Origin of the sequence: Paraliomyxa miuraensis, assembly GCF_026337845.1 — a bacterium.
Classification (GTDB): domain Bacteria; phylum Myxococcota_A; class Polyangia; order Nannocystales; family Nannocystaceae; genus Paraliomyxa; species Paraliomyxa miuraensis.
Map to the genome: position 1 here is coordinate 1 of NZ_JAOVZF010000133.1, position 14,517 is coordinate 14,517.

Sequence of the window (14,517 nt, forward strand, 5' to 3'; positions counted from 1 at the left end):
GCCGACCTCTGCGCTGGCTGCCCCAAGCGTACCCCCAGGTTTCATCCTTGGGGGTACGCGTCAGCGAGTGGGCGACTAGAACCTCAATTGGATCTCGAAGCTCGCCGCCAGCGGGGTCTGGAACGAGGACTCCACGCCGAAGTTGCCCTGCGGCGGGAGCACCGTGCGCTGGAAGAACTCGGTGGGGTTGCCGGCGTTCTGGATCTTGGTGTGCTTGAGGTCGTCGAGGTCGCCGCCGGCCACGGGGCGCGTGTCCGAGAACGAGTACACCTCGTCGACGCGAATGACCGCCTTGGAGTTGGTCACGTTGATGACGCGTGCGGCCGCCTCGATCTCGAGGTCACCCGGCAGCGGGTAGGCGTAGCTCAGGCTCAGGTTCCACGAGTAGTTGGGCTCGACCCGACCGCCCGCACCGCGCGGCACCACGTAGATCGGGAACGACCCCGGGTAGCGGTTGCTGCCCGCGCGCAGCGAGATCGGATAGCCCGACTGGTAGCGGAAGCTGGTGCCCACGGTCAGGCGTCCCGCCTCCTGCAGATCGAACGAGTAGAACCCATCGACCTTGGCCCGGTGCGGCGTATTGAACGACAGCGGACCAAAGCTGTTTCGTACCAGCTCGGGAATGTCGTACTGCACGCTCGACCCGATGTTGATGGCACCCGTGATCGGATCGACGAAGCCGTCGTAGTTGCCCACCAGGCGGCTGAAGGTGTAGCTGCCCAGGAGCAGCCAGTTGCGGGCGAAGCGCTTCTTCACCTCGAAGGTGAAGGCATCGAAGTTGCGCTTGGGCTTGTCGAAGATCTCGTTGATCCGCCCGAAGCTGTCGGCCAGGAACGAGCAGCGCTGGAGCTCGCGGGCGACCTGGTTGCGGGTGGGGTCGTCGGTCTCGAGCGACTGGAGCTGGGCATCGAGCTCGGCGCACTGCGCCTCCTGACGCTGGATGTCCTCCTGCGAGACCTCCACGCCGGGGTTGGCGATGATGAAGTTCAGGCCGCCGTTGGTCGACACGTCCTCGACCGCGCGGCCGAGGTCGGTGTGCAGCCAGCGAACACCGAGGGTGAGGTCCTCGATGACCTCCTGCTCGTAGCCCATCTGGAACTGCTGGTTGTACTGACCGCGCAGCTGCGGGACCACGGCGCCCTCGGTGAGCTGCGTGGTGCTCGAGGAGAAGTCGGTGCAGAACTCGGTGGGCTGCCCGTTCTCCTCGCGCGGGAAGGTCTCGCCGTTGATGGTGACCTGCTGGCCCTGGCACTGCGCGTTGCGATAGGTCCGCAGCACGTCGACGCGGCCGCCGAACACGCGAGAGTTCAGCTGGAGCGGCAGGGTCTGGTAGAACCATCCATAGCTGGCAAACAGGCGGCTACGGCCCTCGTCGGTCCAGTCGTAGACCACGCCCACGCGCGGCGCCACGTTGTCCCAGATGAGGATGGCGCGATCGCCCAGGATGTCGCGCATGTCCTGGAACTCCCAGCGCACGCCCGCCGAGAGGAACAGGTTGCTCAGGATCGCCCACTTGTCCTGCAGGAAGACCGCGTAGTTCTGGGTGGCCGTCCGCTCGTTGTACTCGTCGACGCGAGCGCCGGCCCCCAGCGGGGTGGCGATGGCCCGCAGCTCGCCCTGCTCCTTGCGCACGCGGCCATAGCCGGCCGAGGTGCGTAGATCCGGGTTGTCGGTGTCGACGAAGATCAGGCGGTGGTTGTTGACCCGGTTGGCCGTGCTGATCGTGTACTCGTTGGCCGCCGCGTCGTAGCACCACTCGCCGCCCTCGTCGCCGGCTTGGCCGGAGAGGCCCATCTGCGCGCAGTTGTCGTAGAAGTCGGCGCGGTTGGTGCCCGAGTAGCGGAAGATGCTGCGGCGCTCGGTGTGATCGATGGCCGCGCCGTACTTGAGCTGGTGCGAGCCCGCCGCATTGAAGAAGTGGGTCAGCGACACGTCGCCGCCCACCGAGCGCGACACGTCCCGGCTGTACTGACCGACGCCGCCCGACAGCCAGCTGCGCACCGGGCACGCCAGGCCGGGAAGATCGGAGTCGTTGCAGGCCTCGGCCACGCCGGGCACGAGGTCGAGACGGCCGTCGCGGTCGAGGAACTCGAACAGGTTCTCGCCCTCGGTGTCGAACTCCTGGGTCGCCGGGATGTCGAGCAGCGCGGGATTGTCGAGCCGCCACGCCTCGTGGAACGAGAACTGCGAGTACGCGAGGTTGGCGTCGATCTCGATCTTGTCGTCGGCGATGCGGCCGAGGTACCCGAGGGTCACGAACATCGAGTTGCTGCGGTCCCACCCGAAGTGCTCGTTGACCACGCCGTTGGCGGTGTTGCTGCCGCCACCCAGCGGATCGGCGTTGGGCGTGGTACCGAACGCGCTCGGGTCGAGCGAGAAGCCGGTGGCCCGGCGATAGGTCCGGCGGGTGAACTCGGGCTGGCCGAACACGGTGGCGCGGATGCGGTGCCGTGGATTGATGGCCCAGTCGATGCCGAGCTGGTAGCCCGCCCCGGCCCCACCGGTGCGGAAGCGCTGGTTGGCGAACTCCTCGGTCTGGATGTAGTCGCCCCCGTCGACGCAGTCGAAGTCGCCGTTCTTGTAGGGGCAGTCCTGGTAGCCGCCCGAGCCGTCCTTGTCGATGCGGTTGTGGAAGGTCTGGACGAGCGACGCCCGACCGCCCGAGGCGGTGATGCCCGCCGACCAGAACAGCTTGTCCTTGATGATGGGACCCGAGGCCACCACCACCCCCTGCATGAGGAAGTCGGGGGTCTCGGTCGCCCGGATCGCGTTGTCGGTGGCGAGGATGAAGCGCGGCTTGGCCAGGCGCGGCGTATAGGTGAAGCGCGCCACCCCGCGCAGGGTGTTGGTGCCCGACACGCGGCGCGCGCTGACCTGACCGCCCGCGGCCCCGCCGTACTCGGCGTCGTAGCCCGACTCCTGCACCTCGACCGTCTCGACGAACTCCTGGACGATCGACGCGCCCACGGTGCCGAACGAGGGGTTGTTCACGTTGGCGCCCTCGACCGTGTACTTGGACTCGGCGCCCGTGGTGCCGGCCAGGCTGATGCCGGCCGAGTCGCGCGAGGCGGTGGCCGAGGACTCGACCACCTGCGTGAAGTCGCGCCCCGTGGAGTTGCCCACCGGGATGTTGCGGAACTCCTCCATGCTCACGGTGCGGCCGACCGAGGTCTTTTGCTGGACCGGCTGGGCCTCGACCCGAAGGACGCGGCGGAACTCGTTGTCCGGATCGAGCGTGAAGTTGGCGCGGAACTTGGCGCCCACCGGCAGCGTGGCCACCTTCGAGACGTCGGCCTGCCCGGCCAGCACCTGGATGGTGTAGGTGCCCGGGGGCAGGTCACGGAACGCGTAGAGCCCGTTGGCGTTGGTCTGCGTCTCGCGCGTGCCCTGAAGGCACGTGCACTGGAGGATCACCAGGGCTTCGGCGACCTTCTCCTTGGTCTTCTCGTTGGTGACGACACCGCTGATGGTGCCGTTGTCGGCCGCCTCCGCGGTGGAGGGCGTCAGCAGCACGGCCGCCGAGACCAGGGTCGTCCCCAGGCCAGCGGCCAACGTGGTGCCGACGGCACCGAGGGACAACCCCGCGAGGGCCGTGCCCAGCGACAACGAGGAAGGCAGGGAGAGGAGCGTGCGGGCGCGCTTCACAGGGGAGAGCTCCTTAGGGTGCAAGAGCCGTTGCGGCGGCCCAGGAAGCCCCTGAGCTGCGCGCGCGGGTATAACACGATTGCCTCTCGGTGAGGACAGACGCTCCCGGGCGCGGGGACGGCTCGATGGTCCCCGTTGGGCCAGCACCATGCCGACCCGGCACCGAAAACGAGGCACCCCGAACCCGCTTACGGAAAACCATCCCAGGCTAGAACGTACCGGTGAGCGCCATGCCTCGGCCCGTGGGGACTACCCTGAGCCGATTGGCGAAGCCGGTCTTCTTCCACTCGGCCGAACGACGGTTGCCCTGCACGAAGAGGATTGCCCCCGCGGTGAGCGCAACCAAGCCCAGGCCTCCCCCGATGCCAAGGGCCAGACCCACGCCGAGGTTGGCCTTGCGCCCGTTGGTGCGGGCAGTCTCGATGTTGGCGTCCTGCTGTCGGCAGGCGGTGGAGTCCTCGTTGGCATCGCACACGCCTGGACGATCGGCCTGGAGCTGGCGCAGCTCGTCACTGAACTCTTGACCGCGCACGCCGAAGTAGATCCCCAGCACCGTGCCGGTCACGATGACGAGCCCCCCCCCGCCCATCGCCCCGGCCCCCGCGATGCGCAACGTGCGGCCAGGATCGGGGCCATCGGGAACGATCACCTTGGGCTCGTCCGGCGGAGGAGGCTCGACGTCCGGCGTCCCGTCGGGATTGGGCTTGGTGGCCTTGGCCTCCGCCTCGGCGATCATGGCGTCGATCTCGGCGATCCGCTCCTCGGCGTCATCGGGATCCACGTCGGGATCGGACTGGGCGACGACGAGGAAGTTCTTCATCACCACCTTCGCCTTGCGAAGGTCCTCCACGTCACCGGAGATCCCGTAGCGCCCCTTGTAGGCCAGCGAGATGTTGTAGAGCAGCAGCGGAGCGTCGCTCTTGTCGTAGGCCTCTTCCCACTTCTGCACCGCCTCGTCGAACTTGCCGAGGCGATAGGCCTTCTTGCCCTCCTCGTAGAGGACCTCGGGCGGCTTGTCGCTGTCGGGGGCACTCGCGGCGGCGAGCACCGTGGTCCCCCCCACCCAGAACGAGTCTGGGAACGAGTCCGGGAACGGCGCTGCGATCGCGGCCGGCGGCAGCACGAGCGACGAACCCAGCAGGGTGACGAGGCAGGCCCTCATGGGAGGCGGCAGGCTAACACGCCATACCCGGGCGCTCTAGAGATCGACCAGCGATACCGCGTCGGGCGAGAGTTCGAGGCCCAAGAACCCCGAGCCCACTCGGGCAAAGCGCTCGGGACCATCGGTCGCGAGCAAGGTCACCGATCCCGTGGCCCCGACCGGCGCGGCCAGATCCGAACCTTCGAGCGCGTGGGCCACCGCTGCGGCCGTGGTCTCCGCCGAGTCGACCAGCGCAACTCCCGGGCCCATCACCGCCGCAAGGGCCGGCCGCAAGACCGGGAAGTGGGTACAGCCAAGCACCAGGCAATCGATCGACGCCGGGTCGTTGGGCACCGGTCGGAGATCGCCCAGGTAGCGCTGGGCCACCGCCTCGGGAATCGGTCCCTCGCACCATCCCTCCTCCGCCAAGGCCACGAACAATGGGCACGGACGACCCACCACCGAGGCCTCGGGGCGCCGTCGCGCAATCGCCCGCTCGTACGCGCGACCGCGGATGGTGCTCTCGGTCCCGATCACCGCGATCCGACCGTGGCTCGAGGCCTCGCAGGCGGCGGCGGCCCCGGGCTCCACCACCCCCACCACCGGCAGCGGCGACAGGTGCTGCCGCAGATCATCGAGCGCCACCGCCGAGGCCGTGTTGCACGCGATCACCAGGAGCTTGACCCCGCGGTCCACCAGCACCTGCGCCGCCTGCTGGGCGTAGCGCGAGACGGTGTGCGGGCTCTTGGTGCCGTAGGGCAGCCGCGCCGTGTCCCCCAGGTACACGAACGACTCGTGGGGCAGGTGCGCGCGCAGGGCCGCGAGCACGGTCAGTCCCCCCACCCCCGAGTCGAACACCCCGATGGGAGCGCTCATCGCCTGCCACTCTCGTTTCTGCGGGCTAGCCGCGCACCAGGATGTTCTTGGCGATCACCATGCGCTGGATCTGCGAGGTGCCCTCGTAGATCTGCAAGAGCTTGGCGTCGCGCATCAGCTTCTCCACCGGATACTCCTTGGTGTACCCGTAGCCGCCGAACACCTGCACCGCGTCGGTGGTGACCTTCATCGCCAGGTCGGCCCCCATCGCCTTGGCGATGGCCGAGGTGCTGGTGCGCTTGACCTCGTGGTCGACCTCCCAGGCGGCCTTGCTGTAGAGCAGCTTGGTGACCTCGTAGGCCATGGCCATCTCCGCGATCATGAACTGGATCGCCTGGTGGCTGGCGATGGGGACCCCGAACGTCTTGCGCTCCTTGGCGTACTGAACGCACTCGTCGAGCGCCCGGCCGATGAGACCGGCCGCGCAGGCGGCGATCATCGGCCGCGACTTGTCGAACGTCTCCATCGCGATCGGAAAGCCCTGCCCCGGCCGGCCCAGCAGGTCCTCGTCGGTCAGGTGCACGTCCTCGAAGATCACGTCGACCGTGTTGCTGGCGCGCTGCCCCAGCTTGTTCTCCTTCTTGCCCACCGACACCCCCGGGCGATCGCGCTCGATCACGAACCCGGTGATGCCCTTGTGCCGCAGCGAGGGGTCGATGGTGGCGAACCCGGTGTAGAAGTTGGCGTAGCCGCCGTTGGTGATCCAGCGCTTTTGGCCGTTGAGCCGCCAGCCGTCGCCGTCCTTGTCGAGCTTGGTGCGCATCCCCGCCACGTCCGAGCCCGCCTCGGGCTCCGAGCAGCAGTAGCTCGCGAACACCAGCTCGCGGGTCACCCAGCCCAGGAACTTCTCCTTTTGGGCCTCGGTGCCCGCGATCATCAGCGGCAGGCAGCCGAGGTGATTGCACATGATGCTCGTCGCGATCCCGGCGCAGCCGTAGGCGAGCTGCTCGGAGATGAGGCAGCCCTCGAGCGTGGACAGCCCCAGACCCCCGTAGGCCTCGGGCACCTCCACGTTCATCAACCCCAGCGCCCACGCCTTCTCGAACACCTCCTGGGGGTGCTCGGCACGCTCGTCGTACTCGCCGGCCACCGGGATGATCGTCTCGGCCGCGAACTTCCGGGCCGTGTCCACCAGCGCCTGCTGCTCCTCGGTATACGTGGGATCGAACATCGGGCGGGTTCTAGCCCGGATCTCCCACCACCAAAAGGCCGGCCAGGCCGCGCTCCCTCACTACCTCACCACCGCGGGCCCGGTCGGCCTCCTCCATTTTCGGGCCGCTCGCAGGCCATCTCGCACGGGCTGCTCACTCCTCCGTCCTCGGGCTCGCCGCGGCGGCGGCACGATCGCGGGCGCGCCGCGCTGCCTCGCGAGCCGAGCGGCGCTGGGCCTTGTCGTCCGCTTCGGCCTTGGACATCTGGGCGGCGCGACCCCCCAGGATGTACCCGACCACGATGCCGAACAGCAGCACGCCGGGGATGTAGATGAAGTGCGCGAGCGTCATCGTCCGGTCGGAAAAGGCGGCGGTCGACCGCTCGTCAGGATCGCCCCAGCTTGGCTTGCAGGCTCGCCACGTCGCCCTGCAGCCGCTGCCCGCGGCGCCACAGCATCAGGCCGTAGATCGCAAACAGGCTCCACAGCACCCCGTAGGCCCACACGATGTGCTCGTAGTCCGACGCGGTCTTGCGAGCCGCCACCGCCTCGCACGAGCGCTGGCACTCGATCGTCTCCCGGTCGATCCCCTCGACCGCCTCGTACTCGTCACCGCCGCCATCGCCCGCGGGGGCTTCCGCGGCCGCCTCGGGTGCACCCAGCATCAGCATCGTGCTCATGTCGTCTCTCCCTTCGTTCCCACGCTCGGGTCCTCGGCCCGGACCCAGGCGTCGTCGAGTTCCATCTCGCAGAGCTCTTGTCGCGCTCGAATCGCCACCAGCGCGGTGGCCGTGGCCAGCAGGGCTCCCAGCGCGGGCCACAGCGCCGCCCACATCTCCGGCGGCAGCGAGACCACCACCTCGTTGCTCGGGTGGGTCGTCTTCCAGATCTTCACCGCGTAGTAGATGATCGGCACGTCGACCGCGCCGAAGATCGCGAGCGCAGCCGCCAGGCGCTCCGAGCCCGCCGCGCCGTAGCGGCGCACCAGCACGTAGGCCACGAACACCAGCCACAGGAGGCCCGTGCTGATCTGGCGTGCGTCCCAGGTCCAGGCCTTGCCCCACGAGGCATGCCCCCAGATCGGCCCGGTGATCAGCACCCCCAGCCCGGCCACGATCACCATCTCGCCGGCCGCAATCGCGATGGCCTCGGCCCCCCGCGACTGCCGTCGCAGCTGCACGGCGGCCGCGATCCCGCACACGACGCCGTAGAGCATCATGATCCACGCCAGCGGCACGTGGAAGTAGAAGATCTTCTGCACGGTGCCGAGCTGCCGCTCGATGCCCACGTCGAGGAAGATCGTCTCGACCGACAGCGGAAACACCACCGCTGCGATCGCCAACAGGACCACGGGGATCAAGCGACCCATATCAACGCCTCCGTCCGCGAGCGCGCCCCGAAGCGGTCGCACTGCGTGCCGTTCCCACCAGCACCGACTCGAACAGCCAGCCGCCGAGCACCACCAGCAGCACGTCGAGCGCGGCCAGCTGAGCGAGGTACGTGGGTAGATCCGGGTGCCGCTCGAGCAGCGCCCGCGTCGCGACCAGCGACCACATCAGGGCCGGGCTGGTCAGGGGATAGAGGATGACCGACAGCAGCACGTTCTTGCCCGAGCTGGTGGCCAGGCCCGCCGCGAACACGGTGCCCACCGCCGCATAGGACGTGCAGCCCAGCACCACCAGTGCCGCCGTCCGCAGCGGCTGCTCCGCCATCACCTGCGCCGCCGGGAACATGAACACCAGCCCGGGCACCAGGATGAGGCAGCAGCCGAGCAGCACCAGCAGCGTCACGAACGCCTTGGACACGTAGATCGCCACGCGCTCGACCGGGGCGGTGAGCAGCGCGCGAAGGGTGTCGGCCTCGCGCTCGCGATCGAAGATCCGGGTCAGGGTCAGCGTGCCCACGAACGCCACCGCCAGCCACAGCATCCCCGGGATCGCCAGCGGCTGGACCTTGCGGCCCAGGCTCGCGAACGACAGCCCGAACATCACCAGCACCACCAGCGTGAAGAAGCCCGCGGTGGCCAGCAGCTCGAGGTCGCGCAGCTCCTGTCGCAGGTCGTTCTTGGCCAAGAGCCACGCCTGGCGGGGCAAGCGCATCGCCGCGGTTGTAGCACGAGAGCCCCGCCGGCCGAGCCCCGGTCGACGCGGCGCGCCGACGATGCCGCCCGTCTGGATCGAAGCGTTCACGCACGCGCGGCCTCCTCCGCGCGACCGTCCACGCCCGCCGACGGTCGCAGCAGCCCCAGCGCAGCCACGCGGTCGCGGTAGCCGGCCGCCTCCGGCCCCTCCCCGCGGCGGGCCTCGCCCCCGAGGCGCCCGCCCTCGAGCAGCACCACGCGATCGGTCACCGCCACCACCGCGTCGTAGTCGTGCGACGACAACAGCACCGCCAGGCCGGCCGCCCGCTCCTCCACCAACACCTCGGCCAGCCGCTCGCGCCCCGGGCGATCGAGCGCGGTGAACGGCTCGTCGAGCAGCAACAGCTGCGGCCGCCCTTGCAGCGCACGGGCCAGGGCCAGGCGCTGCATCATCCCGCGCGAGAACGTCCCCACCATGCGATCGGCCGCATGCGCGAGGCCCAGCCGCTCGAGCAACGGATCGGGCAGCGCCGCAGCGTCGCCCGCCGCCGCCCGCAGCTCGGCGAACAGCCGCAGGTTCTCGCGCGCCGTCAGCCGAGGATAGAGCTGGGTGGTGTGGGTGACGAACGCGATCCGCATGCGATCGGCCAGCTCGACCTGCGGTGCCCGCCGGCCCCCCAGGCGGCGCTCGCCCTCCGTGGGCGCGAGCAGGCCCACCGCGATGTTGAGCAGCGTGGTCTTGCCCGAGCCGTTGGCCCCGATGAGACCGACCACCTCACCCGCCTCCACCCGCAGGTCGACCCCGCGCAGCACCGACAGCCGGCCGAAGCGCTTTCCGATCCCGTCGAGTTCGAGCGGCGTGACGGCCTCGGACATCGTGGAGCCCTCGCGCTTCTACGCCCCGGCCACCGGCGGACGCGGCTGGGCGGTGACCGTGGTCTTGCGCCCGAGCGCATCGAGGGCATCGAGCTGTCGGTAGATCCGATCGAGCGCCGTGATGATCCGCGTGCGCTCGCGCTCGTCGGCGCCACGCTCGAGCGCGGCCAGCAGCTCGTCGCGGCGCTTGGTCAGGCGCGCTCGGGTGTCGCCCGAACGGGTGCGGGCCAGGCCCGCCACCAACACCACCAGCATCATCAGGCCCACCCCAATGCCGAGCTGGCGATACAGCCGAGGTGTGCGCAGCAGCCCCTCGACGCGCAGCTGCAGCGCACCGCGCCCCTTCTGGCCCAGGTCGTAGGCCACCCGGGCGTAGTCGAGTCCCGCCTGCGGCGGCAGCTCTCGATCGGAGCGGGTCGCCCCGGGAGCCTCGAGGGTCATCGACTCCTTGAGCACGACGGCCGACTCGATCACCTCGAACGGCGGCGGCCAGTCGAACTCGAGCGCCCCGTCGTGCTCGACCACGTAGCCGACCGACAGCGCCGCCACTCCGCCCGGGGGGATCGGCTGGCTGAGGGTGGCATAGGGCGCCTTGTCGTCGTCGTGCTCGAGCCAGTCGTCGGCCCCGCGCAGCACCACCAGGCCCTTGGCCCCCTCGATGCCGCGGATCCGCAGCGGCTCGTCGGGCCAGTACGCCTTGTCGCCTCCCACCAGCACCTCGTAGACCTGCACGACCTGCGCGTGGTCGTTCTCGGTCTCCATCACCTCCCACTGCACCGCGCTCTTGGCCACCGCCGGATCGCTGGTCACCGGCCACACCCGCATGGCCAGCCGCACCCCGCCGCGACCGTCGAGACCGAAGAACGGGCTGGTGTAGGGCGCCCCGTCGTAGGTCACCGCCACGTAGTAGAGCGCGTCCTCCACCACCGGCAGCCCGCTGCGCAGCACAATGCCCTCGGCCGTGGTCTTGGCGGGGTAGCTCTCCTTGGTGCCGTCGAAGCCCTTCTTGACGATGAACAAGGGCTGATCGGCGAGCGGCTGATCTCGTCCGTCGACCACCAGCACCTGCACCGTGCCCGGTGGCAGCTCGCGGGCGATCCGGGGGCCCGGGAGCTTGGTGGGCCCCTGGCTCGCTTGCCCCGGCGTCCCGCCCTGGTGCGGGTTGCCGCCGTCCGGTGCCATGCGGCCCTTGGCCAGCACCACCGCCTGCCCGCGCATGGGTTCGTTGACGAACTCCATCGAGCGATACGGCTCGCCCTCGGCCGCGAGCTGGGCTCGTACCTGCAGCACCGCGCCGGGCGGCAGCTCGGCCAGCCCGTCGAAGGTCGCCTGCCCCATCGCCCCGCTCTCGAGCGTCTTGGTGGTGGTCTGGCCGTCGGGGCTCGTGACGTCGAGATGCACCTCGACGTCGATCAGCCCCTGGCGCGAGCCGAGATCGAACACACCGACCATCAGCGTGCCCGCGGGCGTCTTGTCGAAGTCGAACACGATGCCCGGCAGCGACATCTCCTGCGAGGCCGAGCCCTTGGGTGCTCCCTTGACCAGCATCACCGCCGTGCCCGTGTCCGGGCGCAGGTCGATCTGGTGCGAGCGAATGACCTCGCCGTCGAGGCTCACCCGGGCCACCGCTTGGCCGCCGAGGAACGGGCCGAGCTCGCGGAAGTGCGCGCGCCCCTGGTTGCCGGCCGTGGCCGAGCGCAGCTCGGCCACGCGGCCATCGGCCGAGCGCAGCTCGAGCTCCACCACCGCATCGAGGGCCGGCTCCTCGAAGCTGCCCCGCAGCACGCGAACCGTGACCTCCCCCGCGGGGATCTGCGGATCGGGGCGCGGGATCCCGGACATCTGTCGCGGGTCGGGCTGCCCCGGCCCGGCGAGCGCTGGAACGGCGAGCAGCATCACCATCGCGGTGACGAGCACCGAGCCGAGGCCGAACAGGACGCGAATCAGTGAGGAAGTGAGCGTCATGCCTTGGCCTCCTCCGGCTCGGCGTCGTTCGCCTTCGCTTCGGGGTCTGCCTGCATCTCGGGGTCTGCCTTCGTCTCGGGCTCTGCCTTCGCCTTCGTCTCGGGCTCTGCCTTCGCTTCGCCCTCCGGCTCTGCCTTCGCTTCGCCCTCCGGCTCTGCCTTCGCTTCGCCCTCCGGCTCTGCCTTCGCTTCCGGCTCGTCGTTCGTGAGCAGCCCGCGGCGCTGCAGTTCCTCGCGCAGGCCCGGGTGCAGGCTGCGCTCGGAATCCAGCGCCCGTATCACCTCCACCGCCTGCAGCTCGTAGCCCTCCCGCACCTTGCGGTAGTCCTCCTCGCTGAGCTTGCCCATCTCGAAGTCGAACTGCAGCTCGTTGATCGCTCGCAGCAGCCGACGCCGCTCCTCTCGAAGCTCGCGCACGCCCGCGTAGGCCGCCACGTCCTCCTGCACGAGCGCGACCGCCACGGCCGGCTGCGACAGGGCGTTGGCCATGCGGTAGAGCGACCGCAGCGCAAACGCCATGGCCCCGGCGGCCACCACCAGGCCCCACGTCGCCGCCTCGAGCCGCCCCCCGAACCAGATCACGAGTCCGACCATCACCACCGTCACCGCGACCCCGCTCCCGAGCCACAACAGCAGCTCGCTCCTTCGCGAGGACGACCGCGACGGCGGATCGCCAGCCTTGGCCTCAGCCGACACCTTCGGCGTCCCCCTTCCGGGTCCCGATGCAGATGAAGCCGCCCGCCAGCAGCACCGCAAAGCCCACCCAGACCCAGTTGACCAGGGGGTTGTAGTAGAGGTTGAGCCGCGTCCAGCCGGTCGAGAGCCGCACGTCGGCGATCGAAGAGTACACATCGCCCTCGACCGCCATGTAGCGCGAGGCCTCGGTCGTGGGCATCTCCTTGAGCTGGTAGTACCACCACTTGGCCGGCTCCAGCTCCGCCAGCTCGTTGCCGTCGTCGTCGAGCACGGTCAGGTGCACCGTGAGCATGTCCTTTTGCCAGTCCTGCGTGGCCACGATCCCGTCGTGACGGATGCGATAGTCGCCCAGCTCCACCACCTCGCCCGGGTGCATCACCAGCTTGCGCTCGAGCTTGTACGAGTTGCCCGCGAAGCCGAAGAACATCAGCACCACGCCCAGGTGCACCACGTAGCCGCCGTAGCGACGGCGCGCCTTGACCATCAGGCCCATCAGCGCCTCGAGCACGCTCTGCGGGCGGTGCCTCTTGCGAACCTTCACGCCGCGGTGGAACTCCTGCACGATCGTCCAGCACGTGAAGCCGCACAGGCCAAAGCAGAGCAGGCCCAGGATCGACACCCCCTCCCCCTCGGCATCCACCCCGCGCAGCTCCGGCACCGCCCATGCCGCCAGGCTCATGGCCACCAAGCCCGCGCCCAGCGGGCCCAGGAACTGCTTGGCCAGCGCGCTGCCCGTGGTCTTGCGCCACGCCACCAGCGGGCCAAAGCCCGTGAGGAACAAGAGCGCCAGGCCCACCGGCGACATGTAGTGGTTGTAGAACGCGGGGCCGATCGTGATGCGCCCGGTCAGCTCCTTCGGCGAGAGGCCCAGGGCATTGCCGATCGGCACCACCGACGCGTTGTAGGCGTCGCGGAACCCGGGCATGTCGGTGAGCGTGGGGTAGATGACGACCAGCGCCACGAACACCGACGAGCCGAAGAACAGCCAGTTGTTGAGCAGGAACGCAAACTCGCGCGACACCACGCTCTCGAGCTCGTTGCGCGCGCGCAGCAGCGGCCAGCGCCAGATGAGCAGCGCAGCCGAGATCACGACCACCGCGATCATCAACCCGCCGAAGCTCCAGGCCAGCTCGGGCGACTCACCGAACGCGTGCACGCTCTGCACCACGCCGCTGCGGGTGAGGTAGGTGCCATAGATGGTCATGAAGAACGAGGAGCACACCAGCACCAGGTTCCAGACCTTCAGCATCCCGCGGCGCTCCTGCACCATCACCGAGTGCAGGAACGCGGTGCACATCAGCCACGGGAGTAGGCCCGCGTTCTCCACCGGATCCCACGCCCAGTAGCCGCCCCAGCCCAGCTCCTCGTAGGCCCACAGCCCGCCCAGCACCAGCCCCACGCTCAGGAACAGCCACGAGAACAGCACCCAGCGCCGCACGCTCGCCTGCCACGCCGAGTCGACCTGGCCCGTGATCATCGCGGCCATGCCGAACGCGAACGGCACCGCCAGCGACACCATCCCGAGGTAGAGGCTCGGCGGGTGGAAGATCATGTAGGGGTTTTGCAGCAGCGGGTTCATGCCCTTGCCCTGCACGGGCGCCGTGGGCAGCAGGTACTCGGCGAACGGATTCTTGAGGAACAGCAGGAGCGCCGTGAAGAACCCGATGATGATCGCCAGCACCGCCACCGCGTGGGGGATGAGCACGCGATGCCGCTGACGGTTCGCACGGATCGCCAGCGACGAGAACAGGCTGAGCAGCAGCACCCAGAACAGCAGGCTCCCGTCGAGCGAGCCCCAGAACGCGGTGAGCTTGTAGAACACCGGCATCTCGGGGTGGCCGTTCTGCTGCACGTACTGGATCGTGTAGTCGCCGGCCAGGAACGCGTACTCGAGCAGCATCGAGGCGAACAGCGCGACCGCGAACGTGGCGTGCATGCCCTGCACCGCCCCTTCCGTGAGTCGCTCGCTGTGCCGCGCCGCGCCGAGCACCGCCAGCGTGGCGGTGACCAGGGTCATCAAGAACAGCACCAGGATGGCCACGGTGCCGAGACTGGAGATCGTACCGAAGAGCATGAGGTCCCCTGTTTT

12 protein-coding genes are annotated in these 14,517 nt (G+C 69.4%); all 12 read right to left on the minus strand.

The genetic code is table 11. The features are described 5' to 3' along the window. Window positions 1–75: 75 nt before the first annotated feature. Entirely contained in the window at window positions 76–3,645 is a 3,570-nt protein-coding gene (locus OEB96_RS04355) for a TonB-dependent receptor (protein ID WP_266214161.1), read from the minus strand. A 208-nt stretch (window positions 3,646–3,853) separates the two neighbouring features. Beyond that, window positions 3,854–4,807 (minus strand): hypothetical protein, encoded by a 954-nt coding sequence (locus OEB96_RS04360; RefSeq protein ID WP_266214162.1) that lies wholly within the window; start codon window positions 4,805–4,807, stop codon window positions 3,854–3,856. 36 nt (window positions 4,808–4,843) lie between these two features. Then, complete coding sequence (murI, locus tag OEB96_RS04365; protein ID WP_266214163.1) at window positions 4,844–5,662, minus strand: glutamate racemase; 819 nt, start codon at window positions 5,660–5,662, stop codon at window positions 4,844–4,846. A 25-nt stretch (window positions 5,663–5,687) separates the two neighbouring features. Then, the gene (locus OEB96_RS04370) at window positions 5,688–6,833 is read right to left on the minus strand and encodes an acyl-CoA dehydrogenase family protein (RefSeq protein WP_266214164.1); all 1,146 of its coding nucleotides are present in this window, start codon (window positions 6,831–6,833) and stop codon (window positions 5,688–5,690) included. A 133-nt stretch (window positions 6,834–6,966) separates the two neighbouring features. Next, complete coding sequence (locus OEB96_RS04375; RefSeq protein WP_266214165.1) at window positions 6,967–7,164, minus strand: hypothetical protein; 198 nt, start codon at window positions 7,162–7,164, stop codon at window positions 6,967–6,969. A gap of 34 nt (window positions 7,165–7,198) precedes the next feature. After that, window positions 7,199–7,492, minus strand: coding sequence for a hypothetical protein (locus tag OEB96_RS04380; RefSeq protein WP_266214166.1), 294 nt, complete (start codon window positions 7,490–7,492; stop codon window positions 7,199–7,201). Further along, window positions 7,489–8,181 carry a cytochrome c biogenesis protein CcsA gene (ccsA, locus tag OEB96_RS04385; protein ID WP_266214167.1) on the minus strand — a complete coding sequence of 231 codons (693 nt, stop codon included), beginning with the start codon at window positions 8,179–8,181 and terminating at the stop codon, window positions 7,489–7,491. The genes OEB96_RS04380 and ccsA overlap by 4 nt, the downstream gene beginning before the upstream one ends. A gap of 1 nt (window position 8,182) precedes the next feature. Then, a complete protein-coding gene (locus OEB96_RS04390) occupies window positions 8,183–8,911 on the minus strand; it encodes a heme exporter protein CcmB (protein ID WP_266214168.1) in 729 nt (242 codons plus the stop codon). Between the two features lie 86 nt (window positions 8,912–8,997). Continuing rightward, window positions 8,998–9,768 (minus strand): ABC transporter ATP-binding protein, encoded by a 771-nt coding sequence (locus OEB96_RS04395; protein WP_266214169.1) that lies wholly within the window; start codon window positions 9,766–9,768, stop codon window positions 8,998–9,000. Window positions 9,769–9,786: 18 nt separating this feature from the next. Beyond that, on the minus strand, window positions 9,787–11,733 hold the full coding sequence (locus OEB96_RS04400) for a hypothetical protein (RefSeq protein WP_266214170.1): 1,947 nt from the start codon (window positions 11,731–11,733) through the stop codon (window positions 9,787–9,789). Then, on the minus strand, window positions 11,730–12,428 hold the full coding sequence (locus OEB96_RS04405; RefSeq protein ID WP_266214171.1) for a hypothetical protein: 699 nt from the start codon (window positions 12,426–12,428) through the stop codon (window positions 11,730–11,732). The genes OEB96_RS04400 and OEB96_RS04405 overlap by 4 nt, the downstream gene beginning before the upstream one ends. Further along, entirely contained in the window at window positions 12,418–14,502 is a 2,085-nt protein-coding gene (locus OEB96_RS04410; protein WP_266214172.1) for a heme lyase CcmF/NrfE family subunit, read from the minus strand. The genes OEB96_RS04405 and OEB96_RS04410 overlap by 11 nt, the downstream gene beginning before the upstream one ends. Window positions 14,503–14,517 lie beyond the last annotated feature (15 nt).

Excerpts from the sequence above, each read along its gene's own strand:
- OEB96_RS04360 (WP_266214162.1), bottom strand. The coding sequence starts at position 4,807 with ATGAGGGCCTGCCTCGTCACCCTGCTGGGTTCGTCGCTCGTGCTGCCG.
- murI (WP_266214163.1), bottom strand. The coding sequence starts at position 5,662 with ATGAGCGCTCCCATCGGGGTGTTCGACTCGGGGGTGGGGGGACTGACC.
- OEB96_RS04370 (WP_266214164.1), bottom strand. The coding sequence starts at position 6,833 with ATGTTCGATCCCACGTATACCGAGGAGCAGCAGGCGCTGGTGGACACG.
- OEB96_RS04375 (WP_266214165.1), bottom strand. The coding sequence starts at position 7,164 with ATGACGCTCGCGCACTTCATCTACATCCCCGGCGTGCTGCTGTTCGGC.
- OEB96_RS04380 (WP_266214166.1), bottom strand. The coding sequence starts at position 7,492 with ATGAGCACGATGCTGATGCTGGGTGCACCCGAGGCGGCCGCGGAAGCC.
- ccsA (WP_266214167.1), bottom strand. The coding sequence starts at position 8,181 with ATGGGTCGCTTGATCCCCGTGGTCCTGTTGGCGATCGCAGCGGTGGTG.
- OEB96_RS04390 (WP_266214168.1), bottom strand. The coding sequence starts at position 8,911 with ATGCGCTTGCCCCGCCAGGCGTGGCTCTTGGCCAAGAACGACCTGCGA.
- OEB96_RS04395 (WP_266214169.1), bottom strand. The coding sequence starts at position 9,768 with ATGTCCGAGGCCGTCACGCCGCTCGAACTCGACGGGATCGGAAAGCGC.
- OEB96_RS04400 (WP_266214170.1), bottom strand. The coding sequence starts at position 11,733 with ATGACGCTCACTTCCTCACTGATTCGCGTCCTGTTCGGCCTCGGCTCG.
- OEB96_RS04410 (WP_266214172.1), bottom strand. The coding sequence starts at position 14,502 with ATGCTCTTCGGTACGATCTCCAGTCTCGGCACCGTGGCCATCCTGGTG.